The organism is Qipengyuania sp. JC766 (genome assembly GCF_040717445.1).
Lineage (GTDB): Bacteria > Pseudomonadota > Alphaproteobacteria > Sphingomonadales > Sphingomonadaceae > JC766.
Map to the genome: position 1 here is coordinate 1613947 of NZ_JBFEFL010000001.1, position 17768 is coordinate 1631714.

Here is a 17768-nt window from a genome sequence, read left to right on the forward strand (position 1 = left end):
ATGTGGGGGCTCCTATGGATTGCCGGCGCTACGGGGCGCAACAAATGACGCAAAATTCGAACACCAAGCGGGACGCTTTTCGCGCTAGGGTCCTGCCATCGAATTCGGGGATAGACGATGTTTGACGGTTTCGACGCACTGCTTCTGGCCCGCATCCAGTTCGCCTTCACGGTGAGCTTCCACTTCATCTTTCCCGCCTTTTCCATCGGTCTGGCGAGCTATCTCGCCGTGCTGGAAGGGTTGTGGCTGAAGACGGGCAAGTCGCTCTATCTCGACCTGTTCAAGTACTGGCTGAAGATCTTCGCGATCACCTTCGCCATGGGCGTCGTGTCGGGCATCGTCATGAGTTACCAGTTCGGCACCAACTGGTCGGTATTTTCCGACGTGGCCGGCCCGGTGATCGGCCCGCTCATGGCCTACGAGGTGCTGACCGCCTTCTTCCTGGAGGCGGGGTTCCTCGGCGTCATGCTGTTCGGCATGAATCGTGTGGGCAAGAAGCTCCACTTCGCCGCCACGCTGATGGTGGCGGTCGGCACCTTCATCAGCGCGTTCTGGATCCTGTCGGTCAACAGCTGGATGCACACGCCGGTCGGTTACGAGATGGGTGCGAACGGGCAATACCTGCCGGGCGACAGCTGGCTCGCCATCATCTTCAACCCCAGCTTCCCCTACCGCCTCGTCCACACCGTGCTGGCGGCCTACATCACCACCGCTTTCGTGGTGGGCGGCGTGGGTGCCTGGCACTTGCTGAAGGACCGGACCAACCTGCACGCACGCAAGATGTTCTCCATGGCGATGTGGATGGCGGCGCTGGTCGTGCCGGTACAGATCTTCGCAGGCGACCTCCACGGCCTCAACACGCTGGAGCACCAGCCGCAGAAGGTCATGGCGATGGAGGGGCACTACAAGAGCTATCCCGACGGCGCGCCGCTCTACCTGTTCGGCATCCCGAACGAGAAGGAGCAGCGGCTCGACTATGCAGTCGGCATTCCCAAGGCGTCCAGCCTGATCCTGAAGCACGATCCGGACGCGCCGCTGGCCGGGCTCGACACGATACCCGATGACGAGCAGCCGCCGGTGCCGATCGTGTTCTGGTCGTTCCGCATCATGGTGGGCCTGGGCTTCGCGATGCTGGGCGTTGGCCTGTGGAGCCTGGTCGCACGCTGGCGCGGCAAGCTTTACGACTGGAACTGGCTGCACAAGGCGGCGCTGGTCATGGCGCCGAGCGGCTTCGTCGCCGTGCTGGCCGGCTGGATCACGACCGAGGTCGGACGCCAGCCCTACGTCATCTACAATCTCATGCGCACGGCCGATGCCGCCAGCCCGCTCGACGCGCCGGCCGTCGGCGCATCGCTGCTGGCCTTCGTGGTCGTCTACTTCTTCGTCTTCGGCGCGGGCGTCTGGTACATCCTGCACCTGATGCACAAGCCGCCGCATACGGGCGAATACGGCGTGAAGCGCGGGGACAAGGGCCCGATCCGCACTGCCGGCATCACCCCGGGCCCGACGCAGGACCCGACCGACCAGACCGTCAGGGACCTGCTCGGCCCCGCGAAGGAACCGGAGAACGTGCCATGAGCGTCAATGCGGACCTGACGACCATCTGGGCCTTCATCATTGCCTTCGCGGTCTTCGCCTATGTCGTGATGGACGGGTTCGACCTCGGCATCGGCATCCTGTTCCCGACCTTCGAGGTGGGGCCAGAGCGCGACCGCGCGATGAACTCGATCGCCCCCGTCTGGGACGGGAACGAGACCTGGCTGGTGCTGGGCGGCGGCGGACTGTTCGCCGCCTTCCCGCTCGCCTACGCCGTGATCCTGCCGGCGACCTATCCGCTGATCATCGCGATGCTGCTGGGCCTCGTCTTCCGGGGGGTCGCGTTCGAATATCGGTGGCGCGACCCGGGCCACCGCAAGCTGTGGGACTTTGCCTTTACCGGCGGGTCGATCGTCGCGGCGATGGCGCAGGGCATGACGTTGGGCGCGCTGCTGCAAGGGATCGAGGTCGTCGACCGGTCCTATGCCGGCAGCTGGTTCGACTGGCTCACCCCCTACACCCTGCTGACCGGCCTTGGCACGCTGGCCGGATACGCCCTCCTGGGTGCGACCTGGCTGGTGTGGAAGATGGAAGGGGACAGCCAGCACCACGCCCGCAAGCTGGCCAAGCGCGCGGCCTGGGCCACTTTCATCCTGATGGGCGGGGTCAGCCTCTACAACGTCTTCCTCAATCCCGAATATGCGGAGCGCTGGCTGACCGCACCGGAAATCTACTTCGCCGCGCCGGTGCCGATCCTGACCGGGATCGTCGCGCTCGTCCTCCTGCGGTCGCTTTCGGTCGACCGCCATTCCAAGCCCTTCTGGCTCAGCCTGGCGCTGTTCTTCATGGGCATGGCGGGCCTCGGCGTGACCATCTGGCCCAATGTCGTGCCGCCCGCGCTCACGATCTGGGACGCGGCCGCGCCCGAGCGCAGCCAGGTGTTCATGCTGGTGGGTGTCGCCATCACCATGCCGCTGATCATCGCCTACACCGCATGGGCCTACTGGGTCTTCCGCGGAAAGGTGGGCGACGAGGGGTATCACTGATGGACGGGCCCGCTCCAGACCCGTCCGCAGAGGCCGACAGGTCGCCATTGTGGAAGCGCCTCCTGTGGCTGGCGGCGATCTGGGTCGGCAGCGTCTCGATACTCGGAATGGTCGCATACGGCATCCGGCTCTGGCTGAAAGCCTGACCGGCGCGATCGGCATTCGGAACGTTTTCCGTCCCCCAGATCGTTTCGCTTGAAATTAAAGTTCAAGAAATATCCCTCGAAGAGAGGATTTGTTCTTGATTAACCTGCGCGAGGCTATATTGCGCCTGCGAACGCGGCAATCGGGCCGCGCAACGGGAACTGCATGATGCCGGCATCCGCCGCACAATTCGACACCCGGACGGGACCGCTCGGCGGCCTCCTTCTCGTCGTGCTTGCAGTACTCGTACTTATCGAGCGGGGAGGGGTGCCCATCGGCTGACCAAGGCCAGACGGACCCCGAAGCCCCCGCTCTCCGAAAGGACAGCGGGGTTTTTTATGGGCTCCGTCCGAGGGACACGAGACGAGACATGACTGCCAGCACTTCCAAACGCTCCGACGCCATTACCAAGGGACCGGCCAAGGCCCCCGCCCGCGCCATGCTGCGCGCGGCCGGGTACGACGATACCGATTTCGCGCAGCCGATGGTCGCCATCGTCAACACCTGGTCCACGGTCACGCCGTGCAACATGCACTTGCAGCAACTGGCGGAACCCGTCCGGCAGGGCCTGCGCGAAGGCGGGGCGACTCCGGTCGATTTCAACACCATCGTCGTTTCGGACGGCATCACCATGGGCGGCGAAGGCATGCGCGCGTCCCTGATCAGCCGCGAGATCATCGCCGATTCGATCGAACTGGCTGTCAAGGGCCACTCGCTGGACGCGGCCATCATCCTGGTCGGTTGCGACAAGACCATCCCGGCGGCCGCCATGGCGCTCGCCCGGCTCGATATACCGGGGCTGGTCTTCTACGGCGGCACCATCCTGCCCGGCTGCCTGAAGGGCCGCGACCTTTCCATCCAGGACGTGTTCGAAGCGGTCGGCGCCCATGCCAAGGGCGACATGGACGATGGCGAGCTGGACGCGATCGAGCGGGCCGCCTGCCCCGGCGCCGGTGCCTGCGGCGGCCAGTTCACGGCCAACACCATGGCCATGGCGCTGGCGATGATGGGCATCAGCCCGATGGGCTCCGGCGATCCGCCGGCCACGGACGAGGCGAAGGCCGCCGAAGCGCGCCGCTGCGGCAAGCTGACGGCGGAACTGGCGCACAAGGGCGTCTCGGCGCGCGGCTTCGTCACCGAAGCGTCCCTGCGCAATGCCGCGACCGCGGTTGTCGCCAGCGGCGGTTCGACCAATGCCGTCCTGCACCTGCCCGCCATCGCCGCGGAAGCGGGTATCGCCTTCCCGATCGAGACCTTCGACGAACTGTCGCGAAGCGTCCCGGTCATCACCGATCTGAAGCCGGGCGGCCGGTTCCTCGCGCGCGACCTGTTCCGGGCGGGCGGCGTGCCGCTGTTCGGCAAGCGGCTGGCCGATGCCGGCATGCTGCAAGACACGCCGACGGCGACCGGACGCAGCCTGTTTGCCGAACTGGCCGAAGCGCGCGAAACCGAAGGCCAGCAGGTCGTCCGCTCCCCCGCCGATCCGGTCAAGGCGACCGGCGGGCTCAGCATCCTCTACGGCGACCTGGCCCCGCAAGGTGCGGTGCTGAAGACGGCCGGTTACGGCTCCACCTCGTTCGAAGGCCCGGCCCGCGTCTTCGACGGCGAGGAAGCCTGCTTCGCTGCGGTTTCCGCAGGCCAGATCCGCGAAGGCGATGTCGTCATCATCCGGTACGAAGGTCCGTCCGGCGGGCCCGGCATGCGCGAGATGCTGGCCGTCACCGCCGCGATCGCCGGACAGGGCCTGGCCGGAAAGGTCGCGCTGATCACCGACGGCCGGTTCTCCGGCGCCAGCCACGGTTTCGTCATCGGCCACTGCTCGCCCGAAGCGGCCGGCGGCGGCCCCATCGCGCTGGTCAACGAAGGCGACACGATCCGCATCGATGCGGAGGCGCGCCGGATCGATGCCGATATCGACTGGGACGCGCGCCGCGCCGCCCATACGCCGCGCCCCGCCAACCGACTGGGCGGCGTCTTCGACAAGTACGCCCGCCTCGTTTCCAGCGCCGCCTACGGCGCCACCACAATTCCGCCCGTCATTGAGCAAGCTGACAGATAAGGACGCAGCGATCATGCAAGTTTTCAAGGATACCGACGCCAAGCCCGCTACCGTCAAGGACCGCCCGGTCGCGATCATCGGCTATGGCAGCCAGGGCCGCGCCCACGCGCTGAACCTGCACGACAGCGGCTGCGAAGTGATCGTCGGGCTGCGCGAAGGCTCGCCCACCGCCGCCAAGGCACGGGCCGACGGCCTGACCGTGATGAGTGTGGCGGACGCCGCGAAAGCGGCAGGCCTTGTCGCGCTGCTGACCCCCGACATGAGCCACGAGGCGATCTACGAAAGCGAGATCGCACCGCACATGGAGCGTGGCGACGCGCTGCTGGTCGCGCACGGCTTCACCGTCCTCTACAAGCGCATCGCACCTGCGGGCGAGGTCGACGTGATCCTCGTCGCTCCCAAGGGCCCGGGCGACCTGGTCCGCCGCGAATACGAGCGCGGCGCGGGCGTCCCCTGCCTGTTCGCGGTCGACAACAATGCCAGCGGCATGGCGCGCGAAAAGGCGCTGGCCTATGCCAGCCTGATTGGCGGCACCACGGCCGGCGCCATCGAGACGACCTTCCGCGAGGAAACCGAGACCGACCTGTTCGGCGAACAGGCGGTCCTGTGCGGCGGCGCGACCGAGCTGGTCCTGGCCGGGTACGAAACCCTGACCGATGCCGGCTACGCCCCCGAGATCGCTTATTACGAGTGCCTGCACGAACTGAAGTTGATCGTGGATCTGCTCTACGAAGGCGGTCTGCAGAAGATGCACGAGTTCATTTCCGAAACCGCGATCTACGGCGACCTCGTCTCCGGCCCGCGCGTCGTGAACGAGGAAACCCGCGCGCGGATGAAGGACGTCCTGGAAGACATCCGCAACGGCACCTTCGCGAAGAACTGGATCGCCGAGAACGAAGGCGGGAAGGCCGAGTACAAAAAGATGCTCGACGCCGATCTGGCCCATCCCATCGAAGCCACCGGAAAGCAGCTGCGCGCGATGATGCCGTGGCTGCAGGACGCCCCGAAGAAGTCGGAGCCGAAAGCCGCCTGAGGCGGCGGAAGCGAGCAAGGCATGACCGCGATGACCCACACCATCTCCGCCAGCGAACCCCGGCCCGCCACCCGATCGGGTGCCGAGCTGGTGGTCGACACGCTCGAGGCGCTGGGGGTCGAATGCGTGTTCGGCTATCCCGGCGGCGCGATCATGCCGGTCTATGACGCGATCGCGCGCGGCAATGTCCGGCACATCCTGGTCCGGCACGAACAGGCGGCGGCCTTCGCGGCCGATGCCTACGGCCGGATCACCGGCAAGGCCGGGGTCTGCATGGCCACGTCCGGTCCGGGGGCAACGAATTTGATTACCGGCATCGCCAACGCCTTCATGGACTCGGTCCCGATGGTGGCGATCACCGGGCAGGTTCCCCAGCCCTTCATGGGAACCGACGCCTTCCAGGAAACCGACATCTTCGGCATGACCATGCCGATCGTGAAGCACTCGATCGTCGTGCGCACGCCGGACGACATTCCCGCGGCTCTGGCCGAAGCCTTTACCATTGCCGAAAGCGGCCGGCCCGGACCGGTCCTGGTGGACCTGCCCAAGGACGTGCAGCAGGCCATGTCATCCGGCCAGGGTACGCCCGAGGAAGGCGACATCTTCCGGCCCACGCCCTCGCCCGAAAGCATCGCGGACGCTGAACGGCTGATCGCCGGGGCGCAGCGACCGCTATTCTATCTCGGTGGCGGCATCGCCCGGTCCAAGGCGACCGAGCTGGTTCGCGAGATCGTTGCCGAAAGCGGCATTCCGTCGGTCTGCACCCTGCAGGGCCTCGGCGTCCTGCCGCCCGAACATCCCGCGATGCTGGGCATGATCGGCATGCATGGCGGACGGGCCGCCAACACGGCGGTGCAGGAATGCGACCTGCTGATCGTCGTCGGCGCGCGCTTCGACGACCGTGCGACGGGCCACCTGCCCAGCTTCGCGCCCAAGGCGTCGGTCGTCCATATCGACACCGACGCGGCGGAGTTCGACAAGCTGCGCGTGGCGAACGCCGCCATCTGCGGCGACCTGAAGCGATCACTGCGCACCACCGCCTTCGCGGCCGGCGACATCGGCGAATGGCGCGAGGAATGTGCGGCCCTGAAGGACCGCCACCAGGCACCCTACGATGCGCCCGGCAACGGCATCTACGCCCCCGCCATGCTCAAGGCGCTGTCGGAAAAGGTCGGCGACGATTTCGTCGTCGCAGCCGATGTCGGCCAGCACCAGATGTGGGTCGCGCAGCACTGCCGCTTTTCGCGCCCGCAGGCGCACCTCACCAGCGGCGGTCTGGGCGCGATGGGCTTCGGCCTGCCCGCGGCGATCGGCGCTAAGCTGGCCGAACCGCACTCGCACGTCTTCTGCGTGTCGGGCGACGGCGGCTTCCAGATGAACCTGCAGGAACTGGCGACGCTGCGCCGATACCAGATCCCGGTGAAGATCGTCCTGCTGGACAATTCCATGCTGGGTCTCGTGCGCCAGTGGCAGGAGCTGTTCTTCGAAGGCAATTATTCCGAAGTCGACCTGAGCGACAATCCCGACTTCGTCGAGGTCGCGCACGCCTTCGGCATCGAGGCCTTCGCCATCGAGACGCGCGATGAAGTCGACGGTGCGATCGAGCGCCTCATCAACGCGCGCGGGCCCATCCTCGCCCATGTCCGCATCGACCCCGAAGAAAACGTCTGGCCGCTGGTCCCGCCGGGCGCATCCAATTCCGAAATGATGGAGAAACGCCATGACGCTTGAGCACATCCGCATCGAATTCCTGTGCGGCGAAGGCACGCTCCGCCGGATTCTCGGCGTGATCGAGACGCGCGGCTTCCACGTGCGCTCCATGCAGATGGGCAGCGATTGCGACCGGTCCGTCATGACGCTGGCGGTCGATCCGCGCGACGGCACGCGCCGGATAGAGACCCTGATGCGCCAGCTGGCCCGCCTGTACGAGGTCGAGCAGGCGTTCCGCCTGACCAATGCCCCGCCAGTGATGGAGGTACCTCGTGCAGCAAGCGCCTGATACCCCGCGCCCGGTCGCCATCTTCGACACGTCCCTGCGCGATGGGGAGCAGGCACCCGGCTTCTCCATGCGGCCGGAACAGAAACTGGCCCTCGCCCACGCCCTCGTCCGGCTGAATGTCGACGTGATGGAAGTGGGTTTCGCCGCGGCCTCGCCCGGCGATGCAGAAGCCGTCCGGCTGATCGCGGAAGAGATCGGCACCGATCCTGATGGCCCCGCCATCTGCTCCCTCGCCCGCGCGACCGAGGGGGATGTCGAGGCGGCCGAGCGCGCCCTCGCTCCCGCCGCGAAGAACCGGCTGCACCTCTTCTTCGGCACCAGCGACCTGCACCTGGCCGCCAAGCACCGGATGGAAAAACCCGAGGCGCTGGCGACCATCGAACGCGCGATCCGCATGGCCAGGGGGCGCTTCTCCGAGATCGAATTCTCCGCCGAGGATGCCCTGCGCACCGATCCTGCGTTCCTGCGCGAAGCGATGCAGTGCGCGGCCGAAGCCGGTGCCGACGTGCTGAACGTCCCCGATACGGTCGGCTATACCTCGCCCGAGGAGATCGGCGCGGTGTTCGCGGACCTGGTCGCCAATGTGGCGCGGCCCGACCACGTCATCTTTTCGACCCACAATCACGACGATCTCGGCATGGCGGTCGCCAACAGCCTGGCGGCGGTACGAGCCGGCGCCGGGCAGGTCGAATGCACGATCAACGGCATCGGCGAACGGGCGGGCAATTGCGCCCTGGAAGAAGTCGTGATGGCGCTGAAGACCCGGCCCGACCACTACCGCGCGGACACGAGGGTCAACACGCGCGAACTGTTCGCCGCAAGCCGCTTGCTGGGCGAGACCACCGGCAACATGCCGCCGCGCAACAAGGCGATCGTGGGCCGCAACGCCTTCGCGCACGAGGCCGGCATCCACCAGCACGGCGTGCTTGCCGACCGGCGGACCTACGAGATCATGAGCCCCGAGGATATCGGCCTGCCGTCCAATGCGCTGGTGCTGGGCAAGCACAGCGGCAAGCACGCGCTGCGCGCCCGGCTGGAAGCGCTCGGCCACGATCTGGGCGGCAACCGGTTCGAGGAGATCTATTCCGGCTTCAAGTCGCTGGCCGACACGAAGCGCGAAGTGACCGACAACGATCTGTGCGATCTGGTCGCCGAGGACGGCCGCGGCCATGCCTGGGAACTGGTGCGGGTCGAGATGCGCACCGGTACCAAGGCCAATGCGAAGCCGACCGCCAAGGTCACGCTGGACCATCGCGATCGTGGCCGCCTGACGGCGATCGGCCACGGGACGGGCCCGTTCGAAGCGCTGACCGAGGCGTTCTGCGTCGCGGCGGAAGTGGAAGGGACGCTCGACAGCGTCGATGCGCACCAGCTCAGCCGCGAAATGGAAATCGAGGTCGGCCTGACGGTGGACGGGCAGACGATCACCGGTCGCAGCCAGCACACCGATGTCGTCATCGCGGCGGCCGAAGCGCTGCTGGCGGCCTTCAACAACCACGAACGCATGGTCGCGAGCCCCCGCCTCGCCGACGCGGCCTGAGGTCCGGCCCATGACCGAAGCGCAATCGCTGTTCGACAAGCTGTGGGACCGGCACGTCGTGGTGCCCGAAAGCGAGGACGCGCCCGCGATCCTCTTCATCGACCTCCATCTCGTGCACGAAGTCACCTCGCCGCAAGCCTTCGCCATGCTGGAGGAGCGCGGCCTCGGCGTGCGCCGCCCGGATCTCACGCAGGCGACGCTCGACCACAGCACGCCGACACTGCCGGCGGGACCGGACGGGCAGCTTCCCTATGCGACGCCCGAGGCGGAAAAGCAGGTTCGCCAGTTGCAGGACAACTGCCGCAGGCATGGCATCGACCTGCTGGGTTTGGGCGATACGCGCCGCGGCATCGTCCATGTGGTGGGCCCCGAACTGGGCCTGACGCAGCCGGGCAAGACGATCGTGTGCGGCGACAGCCACACTTCCACGCACGGGGCCTTCGGTGCCCTCGCATTCGGGATCGGCACCACGGAAGTGGGCCACGTGCTGGCGACGCAGTGCATCCTGCAGCGCAAGCCCAGATCCATGCGCATCACGGTCGACGGCGAGCTCGGTCCCGGCGTGGGCGCGAAGGATATCGCGCTCCACGTCATCGCGGCGATCGGCGCGGACGGCGGACAGGGCTTCGCCATCGAATTCGCCGGCTCCGCGATCCGCGCCCTGTCGATGGAAGGGCGCATGACGCTGTGCAACATGTCGATCGAGGCGGGCGCCCGCGTCGGCATGGTCGCGCCCGACGAGACTACCTTCGCCTATCTCGAAGGCCGCGAACACGCGCCGGCGGGCAACGCATGGGATGCGGCGGTCGAGGACTGGCGAACGCTCGTATCCGACGACGACGCGCGCTTCGATCGCGAAGTGACGCTGGATGCGGCGGATATCCGCCCGATGATCACTTACGGCGTATCGCCCGACGCGGCGGCGCCTGTCGACGGCCAGGCGCCCGTTCCCGCCAGCGAGACGGAGCGCGACGCCGCGCGCTACATGCGCTTCGAGCCGCAGCAAGCCTTCACCGCCATGGCGGTGGACCGCGTCTTCATCGGCAGTTGCACGAATTCGCGCCTGTCTGACCTTCGCGAAGCGGCCTCCGTCATGCGGGGGCGCAAGGTCGCGGACGGCGTCGTCGCGCTGGTGGTCCCGGGATCGGAAGACGTGCGGCGGCAGGCCGAGGCCGAGGGGCTCGACGAGGTCTTCCTCGCGGCCGGTGCCGAATGGCGGCTGCCCGGTTGTTCGATGTGCATCGCGATGAACGGCGACAAGGGCGCGCCGGGCGAACTGGTCGTCTCCACCTCCAACCGCAATTTCATCGGTCGCCAGGGCAAGGGCGTGCGGACCGTGCTGGCCGGCCCCGCGACCGCGGCGGCGTCCGCCATCGCGGGCCATATCTGCGATCCGCGCCCCTACCTCGCCCCGACACGGGAGATGAGCGATGCAGCATGAGCCCTTCCGCCGTCTCGAGGCACGCACGCTCGTGCTGCCGCAGGCGAATATCGACACCGACCAGATCATTCCCGCCCGGTTCCTGACCACCACGGAACGGTCCGGCCTTGGCCGCGCCGCATTCTACGACTGGCGCTTCACGGACGACGACCAGCCGCGCAACGACACGCCCTTCCCGCGATCGGGTGCCGGCGACCGGCAGGTGCTGGTCGCCGGACCCAATTTCGGGTGCGGGTCCTCGCGCGAACATGCGCCGTGGGCGCTGTACGATTACGGGTTCCGGGCCGTCGTGAGCTCGGACATCGCGGACATCTTCAAGAGCAACGCGCTGAAGAACGGGCTGCTGGCGATCGAAGTCGAACCGGAAGTGCATCGCCGCCTGCTCGATCAACCGGGTATGACCGTCGCGATCGATCTCGAAACCTGCACACTGCAACTCGAGGACGGCACGCAGGTCCCCTTCCCGGTCGAACCGTTCGCCCGGCGCTGCCTGCTCGACGGGCGCGACCCGCTGGGGCACATACTGGCGCACGAGGCGGATATCGCCGCCTTCGAAGCCGCCTGACCATGGCGCACCGTATCGTCCTGCTCCCCGGTGACGGGGTCGGTCCCGAAGTGACGGACGCCGCGCGGCTGGTCCTCGAAAAAACGTCTACCGCCCACGATATCGCCCTCGATTTCGAGGAGCACGATTTCGGCGGCTGCGCGATCGACGCGCATGGCGATCCCTTCCCGGAAACGACCGCTGCCGCGTGCGGGCAGGCGGATGCCGTTTTCCTCGGCGCGGTCGGAGGTCCCAAATGGGACCGCGGCGGTCCGCGACCGGAGGCGGGACTGCTCGCCCTTCGCGCGGCGCTCGGCACCTTCGCCAATCTTCGCCCGATCACCGTCTTCGAAGGGCTGGAGCACCTCTCCCCCCTGCGGGCCGAACGGGTGCGCGGGGTGGACCTCCTCATCATGCGCGAGCTGACCGGCGGCATCTATTTCGGTGAGAAGGTGGAAGGGAACGAACTGGCATCTGACCTGTGCGCCTATTCGCGCGGGGAAGTCGAACGGATCGCGCGCATGGCCTTCGAGGCGGCGCGCCTGCGGGACGGCCGCGTGACCTCGGTCGACAAGGCCAACGTGCTCGCGTCCAGCCGGCTGTGGCGCAAAGTGGTGCAGGACGTGCGCGATGCCGATTATCCCGATGTCGCGCTCGACCATGTGCTTGTAGATGCCATGGCGATGAAACTGATCGATGCGCCGGCACGCTTCGATGTCGTCCTGACCGAAAACATGTTCGGCGACATACTGAGCGACGAGGCGTCCGTCCTGGCCGGTTCCATCGGACTCGCCCCGTCCGCGTCCCTTTCCGAAACGCATGGCGGCCTGTTCGAACCCATTCACGGATCGGCCCCTGACATAGCGGGGAAGGACATCGCGAACCCGGTCGGCGCGATCCTGAGCGCGGCCATGCTGCTGCGTCACGCGCTCGGCGAGGACGCGGCGGCGCGTGCCATCGAGAACGCCGTGTCCCGCTGCCTGCAGGCGGGCGAGACGACCCGGGATATCGGCGGCACCCATGGCTGCCGCTCCTTCGCAGAGGCCATCGTCGCGAACATCGACGCATAGGATCGCAACAATCAGGCGCTTTTCCTGCGCGTAAGCAGGGCCTAAGGCCCCGGCCATGGATCGCGCGCAAATCGTCCACGAGAACTTCCTTCGCCGCGTCGCCGCAGGCGACCTGCCCGCAGGGCCGCCGCCTTCGGGCCACCTCGACCGGCAGCACGCGGTGCAGATCTTCCGCTCCGCCTGCCTGTCCCGCTCACTCGATATCGTCAGCCGCAAAATGCAGGCCGCAGGCGAAGGCTTCTACACGATCGGTTCGTCCGGCCACGAGGCAATGGCCGCGGTGGCGGCCGCCGTTTCGCCCGGTGACATGGCGTTCCTGCATTACCGCGACGCCGCCTTCCAGATCGAACGGGCCAACCAGGTCCCGGGCCAGTCGATCCTGTGGGACATGCTGCTGAGCTTCTCCTGTTCGCGCGAGGATCCGATCAGCGGCGGCCGGCACAAGGTGCTGGGATCGCGGGCGCTCAACATCCCGCCCCAGACATCGACCATCGCCAGTCACCTGCCAAAGGCCGTCGGCGCGGCCTATTCGATCGGGCTCGCCAAGAGGATCAGGCCTGCCGAGCGAACGCTCGCCGACGATGCCATCGTCCTGTGCAGCTTCGGCGATGCCAGCGCGAACCATTCGACTGCGCAAGGGGCGGTCAACACCAGCTGCTGGACCGCATACCAGAAGGTCCCGATGCCGGTCCTGTGGGTGTGCGAAGACAACGGCATCGGCATTTCGACCCGGACGCCGGGCGGATGGATCGAGGCGAGTTTCGCGCACCGGCCCGGCCTCGAATACTTCGCGTGCAACGGACGCGACCTGTTCGAGACCTACCGCGTCGCGCACGAGGCGGCCGAGTTCGTGCGGACCCGCCGGCGGCCCGCTTTCCTGCATCTGGGCACGATCAGGCTCTACGGCCACGCCGGGGCGGACGTGCCGACCACCTACATGAGCAAGGCGGATGTCGAGGCGGAGGAAGCCGACGATCCGCTGCTGCACTGGATCCGGATGCTGGACGGGTCGGGCGCGCTGGACCGCGCGGACGCCTTGCGGATCTACGAAGACACGCTGGCGCGGGTCGAGCATGTCCGCGCCGAAGCGTGCAGCCGGCCGCGCCTGGCGACGGCGGAAGACGTGATGGCCAGCCTGATCCCCGCGAAGCGCACGGTCGCGGCCGCGGACGGTCCCGCGCAGGAACGCCGCGCGGAAGCGTTCGGCAGCGACCTGAAAGCGATGGAACAGCCCCAGATCATGAGCCGCCTGATCAACTGGGCGCTGACCGACCTGATGCTCGAACACCGCGAAATCACGCTGATGGGCGAGGACGTGTGCGCGAAGGGCGGCGTCTATGGCGTGACGCAGAAGCTGGGCAAGCGGTTCGGGCGTGCGCGGGTGATCGACACGCTGCTCGACGAACAGTCCATCCTCGGCCTCGGCCTCGGCATGGCGCAGAACGGGATGCTGCCGATCCCGGAGATCCAGTTCCTCGCCTATTATCATAACGCCGAGGACCAGATCCGCGGGGAAGGCGCCACGTTGCCCTTCTTTTCCAACGGCCAGTACACCAACCCGATGGTCGTGCGGATCGCGGGACTGGGATACCAGAAGGGCTTCGGCGGCCATTTCCACAACGACAACAGTTTCGCCGCGCTGCGCGACGTGCCGGGCCTCATCCTCGCCTGCCCGTCAAACGGCGCCGATGCCGCCCGGATGCTGCGCGAATGCGTCCGGCTGGCGCGCGAGGAGCAGCGGCTGGTCGTGTTTCTCGAGCCCATTGCGCTCTACAACATGCGCGACCTGCACGAGGCCGGCGACGGCGAATGGCTGCGCGCCTACCCCGACCCGGGCGAGCGCATCGCGCTGGGCGAGGTCACGACAGCCGGCGACGGCACGGACCTCGCGATCGTCAGCTATGCCAATGGCTTCCACATGGCGTTGCAGGCGCAGCGGCAGCTCGAGGCCGATGGCATCGGCGCCCGCGTCATCGATCTCCACTGGCTCAACCCGCTGCCCGAAGACGCCCTGCTGGACGCGGTGCGCGATTGCGAACGGGTGCTGATCGTGGACGAGACCCGGCGCACCGGCGGTCTTGCGGAGAGCCTGATGACGTTGCTGGCGGAAAACACGCGCAAGCCCATCGCGCGCTATGTCGCGGAAGACAGCTTCATCGCGACCGGGCCGGCCTATGCCGCGACCATGCCGAGCGTGGAGGGCATCGTGCAGGCCGCGCGCAATCTGGCGGAGAGCAGGCCATGAAGCGAGCGGTGGTCGTGTGTCCCGGACGGGGCACGTATAACAAGGCGGAGCTCGGCTATCTCGGGCGTCACTTCCCGCGGCCGGACCTTTTGGACGCCTTCGACCGGCAGCGTGCCGATGCCGGGCAGGAGACGCTGAGCGAACTCGACGGCGCGGACCGCTTCAGCATGGCGAAGCATACGCGCGGGGACAATGCCTCCGGCCTGATCTACGCCGCCACGCTGGGCGATTTCCTCGCCATCGACCGGGACGCGATCGAGATCGTCGCGGTGACGGGCAATTCGATGGGCTGGTATTCCGCGCTCGCCTGCGCCGGCGCTCTGGGCGCGGAGGACGGGTTCACCGTCTCCAACACGATGGGCACGCTGATGCAGGAAGCGCTCATCGGCGGGCAGCTGGTCTATCCCTTCCTCGGCGACGACTGGCTCCCGGACGAGGGACGCAAGGCCGCGCTGCTGGATCTCGTGCGGCGGATCGACGCGGACCCGGCCATGACTCTCGCCCTGTCGATCGACCTTGGCGGGATGCTGGTGCTGGCAGGCGACGAGGCGGGGCTGAAAGCATTCGAGGCTGCCGTGGAACCGATCGACGGGCGTTTCCCGATGCGGCTGGGCAACCATGCCGCGTTCCACACGCATCTTCAGGAGCCTGTCGCCCGGCGCGGGCGCGAGCGACTGCCCGCGGACCTGTTCGGCCAGCCCGACCTGCCGCTGATCGACGGACGCGGCGCGATCTGGTGGCCGCACGCGACCGACGTGGATGCGCTGTGGGACTATACGCTTGGGCACCAGGTCACGCAGGCATACGATTTCACGCGGGCCATCACCATCGCCGCGCGCGAGTTCGCGCCGGACCTGTTCATCGTGACCGGGCCGGGCACCACGCTGGGCGGCGCGGTGGCGCAGTCGCTGATCCTGGCCGACTGGCGCAAGATGGGCAGCAAGGCCGACTTCAAGGCCCGGCAGGATGCCGATCCGCTGCTCCTGTCGATGGGCATGGAAGCCCAGCGCGGGGCGGCGACTGGTCAGTAATTCCAGCGCAGGCCGCCCCACACGGTCCGCGGCGTGCCCAAGTCGATGCTGCCGTCCGAATTGCGCGTGACGATCCGCTCGTCGGTCAGGTTCTCCGCCCGCAATACCACGGCCAGCCGCCCCGTCACGGGCATTTGCGCATAGGCGCCGAACGTGGTCACTGCGGGCAGCACGTCGGTTTCCTGATCGCTTTCGAACTGGTCGCCCACATGGCGCAGCGTGCCGGCGAGCAGCCAGCCGTCGGCGGGCGCGAAGGACAGCGTGGCGGAAGCGGCAAACTCCGGCGTCTGGGACGGCCGGTTCCCGTCCAGCTCAAGCGAGGGCCCCTCCCCGCGCACTTCGGCCTCGGTGTAGCTCAGCGTGCCGTCGAAGCGGAACGCCCCGCGCTCCAGCCCCACGACCGCCTCGATCCCGCGCGCCTCGATCGCGGGCAGGTTGCGCCGCTGGCGCAGGTCCGGTCCCACGGTCACGTTGGCGATGGCGTTTTCCACCTCGTTCGAAAACACGGTCAGGCCCATCGCCACGCCGGCTGTCGGCGTGAAGTCCAGCCCGGCCTCGTATCCTTCCAGCCGTTCGTTCTCCAGCGCGGCATTGGCCTGCGTCACCACCGGGAAAACCACGAAGGGGCGATAGAGTTCGTTGAGGGTCGGCAGGCGGAACCCGCTATAGGCCGCGGCGCGCAGTTTCAGCGCCTCGCCCGTCCGCCAGACGGCGCCAGCGCGATAGGTCGTGCTCCAGTCCGCACGGTCGGGCGCGATGTCCTCCTGCACGACCGCGCCCGCCGCATCGCGCGCGCGGAAGAAACCGTCCGCGATCACGGTCCGGTCCGCGCGCAGGCCGCCGGTCAGGGTGAAGGCGCCCGCTTCCACCTCGCCTTCCGCGAAAATGCCGAAATCGCTGTTGGTCCCGCCGGCGCGGCGCGTTTCGGTCAGCGCGCCGGTAAAGGCGCTGTAGGCGTCCTCCTGCAATTCGCCGTCCGACCGCCGGTAATCGACGCCGAGCCGCAGCAGGCGATCCTCACCGACCGGCGGGCGGACTTCCAGCTTGCCGCCCAGCCCGGTGGAAGGCGTATCGCGCTGGTCCAGCACGCGCACGAAGCGGGTCGAACTGATGACGACATTGGAGAAATTGCGCGCCTGCACATAACCCAGCGCGTCGAACTCCCAGTCGCCCCGGCCCACGATCCGGACGCTCGCATCCTGTCCCTCGCTGGACGAATCCGCGCCTTCGAAACGCAGGGTGCGGTCGTCCCGGAACACCCGCCCGTTCGCCTGCAATTCGATATCGCGCCCTATCGGCGCGACGGCGCGCAGATCCGCCGACCATACATCGAACGCCGCTTTTGCCGAGGCAGGGACGCGGTCCCCTTCCGGCGTGGTGAAGAACCCTTCGCCCCGGTCCCAGCGCCCGCCCACGGTCAGCGATCCCGCGCCCAGCCGCATGGCGGCAATGGCGCTCGCTTCCGCTTCCCCGCGGTCGTTGACGAGGGCGGATGCCGTCACGGGGCGCAGTGTCTCCGCATCCGCGCTCGACAATTCGATCGTCCCGGCCAGCGCGCCGGCCCCGAACGGGCCGGACCCGCCGCCGCGCGTGATGCGAATGCTGCCGATCCGGTCCGGGGCCAGCGCGTTGAAGGGAATGTAGCCGAAGAAGGGATCGGCCTGCGGCACGCCGTCCAGCAGGACCAGCGCCCGGCTGGTCGCATTGCCGCCCAGCCCGCGCAGGGTCGCGCCTTGCGCGCTGGGATTGGAAGACCGGCTGTCCGAGCGGCGGAATTGCTGGAAGCCCGCGACATTGCCCAGCACATCCTCGATCCGGCCGGACGGCGCGGAGACGATATGCTCCCGGTCCAGCTCCACCACCGAATAGGCGGCGATCGCCTCGGGATCGTCCAGCCCGCGCCCCGTCACCACGATCAGCGGTTCCTCCGCCTCCACGACCGCTTCGCCGGTCTCGGGATCGTCCTGCGCCATCGCAGGGGCGGCCAGCAGGGTCAGGGTCAGGATGGAGGCACTCGGCCGGATCGCGGATCGCATGGCCTGCCATGTAGGGCGCGGCCTGTCGTTGACCACCCGCATTT

14 protein-coding genes are annotated in these 17768 nt (G+C 67.7%); 13 read left to right on the forward strand and 1 reads right to left on the reverse strand.

The genetic code is table 11. The features are described from left to right. Positions 1–117 precede the first annotated feature (117 nt). The 13 genes from AB1K63_RS07885 to AB1K63_RS07945 all read left to right on the forward strand — a co-directional run bounded on the left by AB1K63_RS07885 (position 118) and on the right by AB1K63_RS07945 (position 15688). Positions 118–1578: a cytochrome ubiquinol oxidase subunit I gene (locus AB1K63_RS07885; protein WP_366959510.1), complete on the forward strand. Its 1461-nt coding sequence runs from the start codon at positions 118–120 to the stop codon at positions 1576–1578. Continuing rightward, complete coding sequence (gene cydB / locus AB1K63_RS07890; RefSeq protein WP_366959511.1) at positions 1575–2582, forward strand: cytochrome d ubiquinol oxidase subunit II; 1008 nt, start codon at positions 1575–1577, stop codon at positions 2580–2582. The genes AB1K63_RS07885 and cydB overlap by 4 nt, the downstream gene beginning before the upstream one ends. Continuing rightward, positions 2582–2728 (forward strand): DUF2474 domain-containing protein, encoded by a 147-nt coding sequence (locus AB1K63_RS07895; protein WP_366959512.1) that lies wholly within the window; start codon positions 2582–2584, stop codon positions 2726–2728. The genes cydB and AB1K63_RS07895 overlap by 1 nt, the downstream gene beginning before the upstream one ends. A gap of 368 nt (positions 2729–3096) precedes the next feature. Continuing rightward, positions 3097–4785: a dihydroxy-acid dehydratase gene (gene ilvD, locus AB1K63_RS07900; RefSeq protein ID WP_366959514.1), complete on the forward strand. Its 1689-nt coding sequence runs from the start codon at positions 3097–3099 to the stop codon at positions 4783–4785. A 13-nt stretch (positions 4786–4798) separates the two neighbouring features. Continuing rightward, entirely contained in the window at positions 4799–5818 is a 1020-nt protein-coding gene (ilvC, locus tag AB1K63_RS07905) for a ketol-acid reductoisomerase (protein WP_366959515.1), read from the forward strand. Between the two features lie 30 nt (positions 5819–5848). Next, the gene (ilvG, locus tag AB1K63_RS07910; RefSeq protein WP_366959517.1) at positions 5849–7549 is read left to right on the forward strand and encodes an acetolactate synthase 2 catalytic subunit; all 1701 of its coding nucleotides are present in this window, start codon (positions 5849–5851) and stop codon (positions 7547–7549) included. After that, positions 7539–7817: an ACT domain-containing protein gene (locus tag AB1K63_RS07915; protein WP_366959518.1), complete on the forward strand. Its 279-nt coding sequence runs from the start codon at positions 7539–7541 to the stop codon at positions 7815–7817. The genes ilvG and AB1K63_RS07915 overlap by 11 nt, the downstream gene beginning before the upstream one ends. Next, a complete protein-coding gene (locus AB1K63_RS07920; protein WP_366959520.1) occupies positions 7801–9357 on the forward strand; it encodes a 2-isopropylmalate synthase in 1557 nt (518 codons plus the stop codon). The genes AB1K63_RS07915 and AB1K63_RS07920 overlap by 17 nt, the downstream gene beginning before the upstream one ends. Positions 9358–9367: 10 nt before the next feature. Beyond that, positions 9368–10798: a 3-isopropylmalate dehydratase large subunit gene (gene leuC / locus AB1K63_RS07925; protein ID WP_366959523.1), complete on the forward strand. Its 1431-nt coding sequence runs from the start codon at positions 9368–9370 to the stop codon at positions 10796–10798. After that, positions 10788–11363, forward strand: a complete 576-nt coding sequence (leuD, locus tag AB1K63_RS07930) for a 3-isopropylmalate dehydratase small subunit (protein ID WP_366959525.1) — start codon at positions 10788–10790, stop codon at positions 11361–11363. Before leuC ends, leuD begins: the two co-directional genes overlap by 11 nt. A 2-nt stretch (positions 11364–11365) precedes the next feature. Next, positions 11366–12412 (forward strand): 3-isopropylmalate dehydrogenase, encoded by a 1047-nt coding sequence (gene leuB / locus AB1K63_RS07935; protein WP_366959526.1) that lies wholly within the window; start codon positions 11366–11368, stop codon positions 12410–12412. Positions 12413–12467: 55 nt separating this feature from the next. Next, positions 12468–14657 (forward strand): thiamine pyrophosphate-dependent enzyme, encoded by a 2190-nt coding sequence (locus AB1K63_RS07940; protein WP_366959527.1) that lies wholly within the window; start codon positions 12468–12470, stop codon positions 14655–14657. Further along, positions 14654–15688, forward strand: coding sequence for an ACP S-malonyltransferase (locus AB1K63_RS07945; RefSeq protein ID WP_366959529.1), 1035 nt, complete (start codon positions 14654–14656; stop codon positions 15686–15688). The genes AB1K63_RS07940 and AB1K63_RS07945 overlap by 4 nt, the downstream gene beginning before the upstream one ends. Here AB1K63_RS07945 and AB1K63_RS07950 read toward each other — a convergent pair. Beyond that, the gene (locus AB1K63_RS07950) at positions 15682–17766 is read right to left on the reverse strand and encodes a TonB-dependent receptor (RefSeq protein WP_366959531.1); all 2085 of its coding nucleotides are present in this window, start codon (positions 17764–17766) and stop codon (positions 15682–15684) included. The two genes, AB1K63_RS07945 and AB1K63_RS07950, sit on opposite strands and share 7 nt — an antisense overlap. Between the last annotated feature and the right edge of the window lie 2 nt (positions 17767–17768).

Excerpts from the sequence above, each read along its gene's own strand:
- AB1K63_RS07885 (WP_366959510.1), top strand. The coding sequence starts at position 118 with ATGTTTGACGGTTTCGACGCACTGCTTCTGGCCCGCATCCAGTTCGCC.
- cydB (WP_366959511.1), top strand. The coding sequence starts at position 1,575 with ATGAGCGTCAATGCGGACCTGACGACCATCTGGGCCTTCATCATTGCC.
- AB1K63_RS07895 (WP_366959512.1), top strand. The coding sequence starts at position 2,582 with ATGGACGGGCCCGCTCCAGACCCGTCCGCAGAGGCCGACAGGTCGCCA.
- ilvD (WP_366959514.1), top strand. The coding sequence starts at position 3,097 with ATGACTGCCAGCACTTCCAAACGCTCCGACGCCATTACCAAGGGACCG.
- ilvC (WP_366959515.1), top strand. The coding sequence starts at position 4,799 with ATGCAAGTTTTCAAGGATACCGACGCCAAGCCCGCTACCGTCAAGGAC.
- ilvG (WP_366959517.1), top strand. The coding sequence starts at position 5,849 with ATGACCCACACCATCTCCGCCAGCGAACCCCGGCCCGCCACCCGATCG.
- AB1K63_RS07915 (WP_366959518.1), top strand. The coding sequence starts at position 7,539 with ATGACGCTTGAGCACATCCGCATCGAATTCCTGTGCGGCGAAGGCACG.
- leuC (WP_366959523.1), top strand. The coding sequence starts at position 9,368 with ATGACCGAAGCGCAATCGCTGTTCGACAAGCTGTGGGACCGGCACGTC.
- leuD (WP_366959525.1), top strand. The coding sequence starts at position 10,788 with ATGCAGCATGAGCCCTTCCGCCGTCTCGAGGCACGCACGCTCGTGCTG.
- leuB (WP_366959526.1), top strand. The coding sequence starts at position 11,366 with ATGGCGCACCGTATCGTCCTGCTCCCCGGTGACGGGGTCGGTCCCGAA.
- AB1K63_RS07940 (WP_366959527.1), top strand. The coding sequence starts at position 12,468 with ATGGATCGCGCGCAAATCGTCCACGAGAACTTCCTTCGCCGCGTCGCC.
- AB1K63_RS07945 (WP_366959529.1), top strand. The coding sequence starts at position 14,654 with ATGAAGCGAGCGGTGGTCGTGTGTCCCGGACGGGGCACGTATAACAAG.
- AB1K63_RS07950 (WP_366959531.1), bottom strand. The coding sequence starts at position 17,766 with ATGCGGGTGGTCAACGACAGGCCGCGCCCTACATGGCAGGCCATGCGA.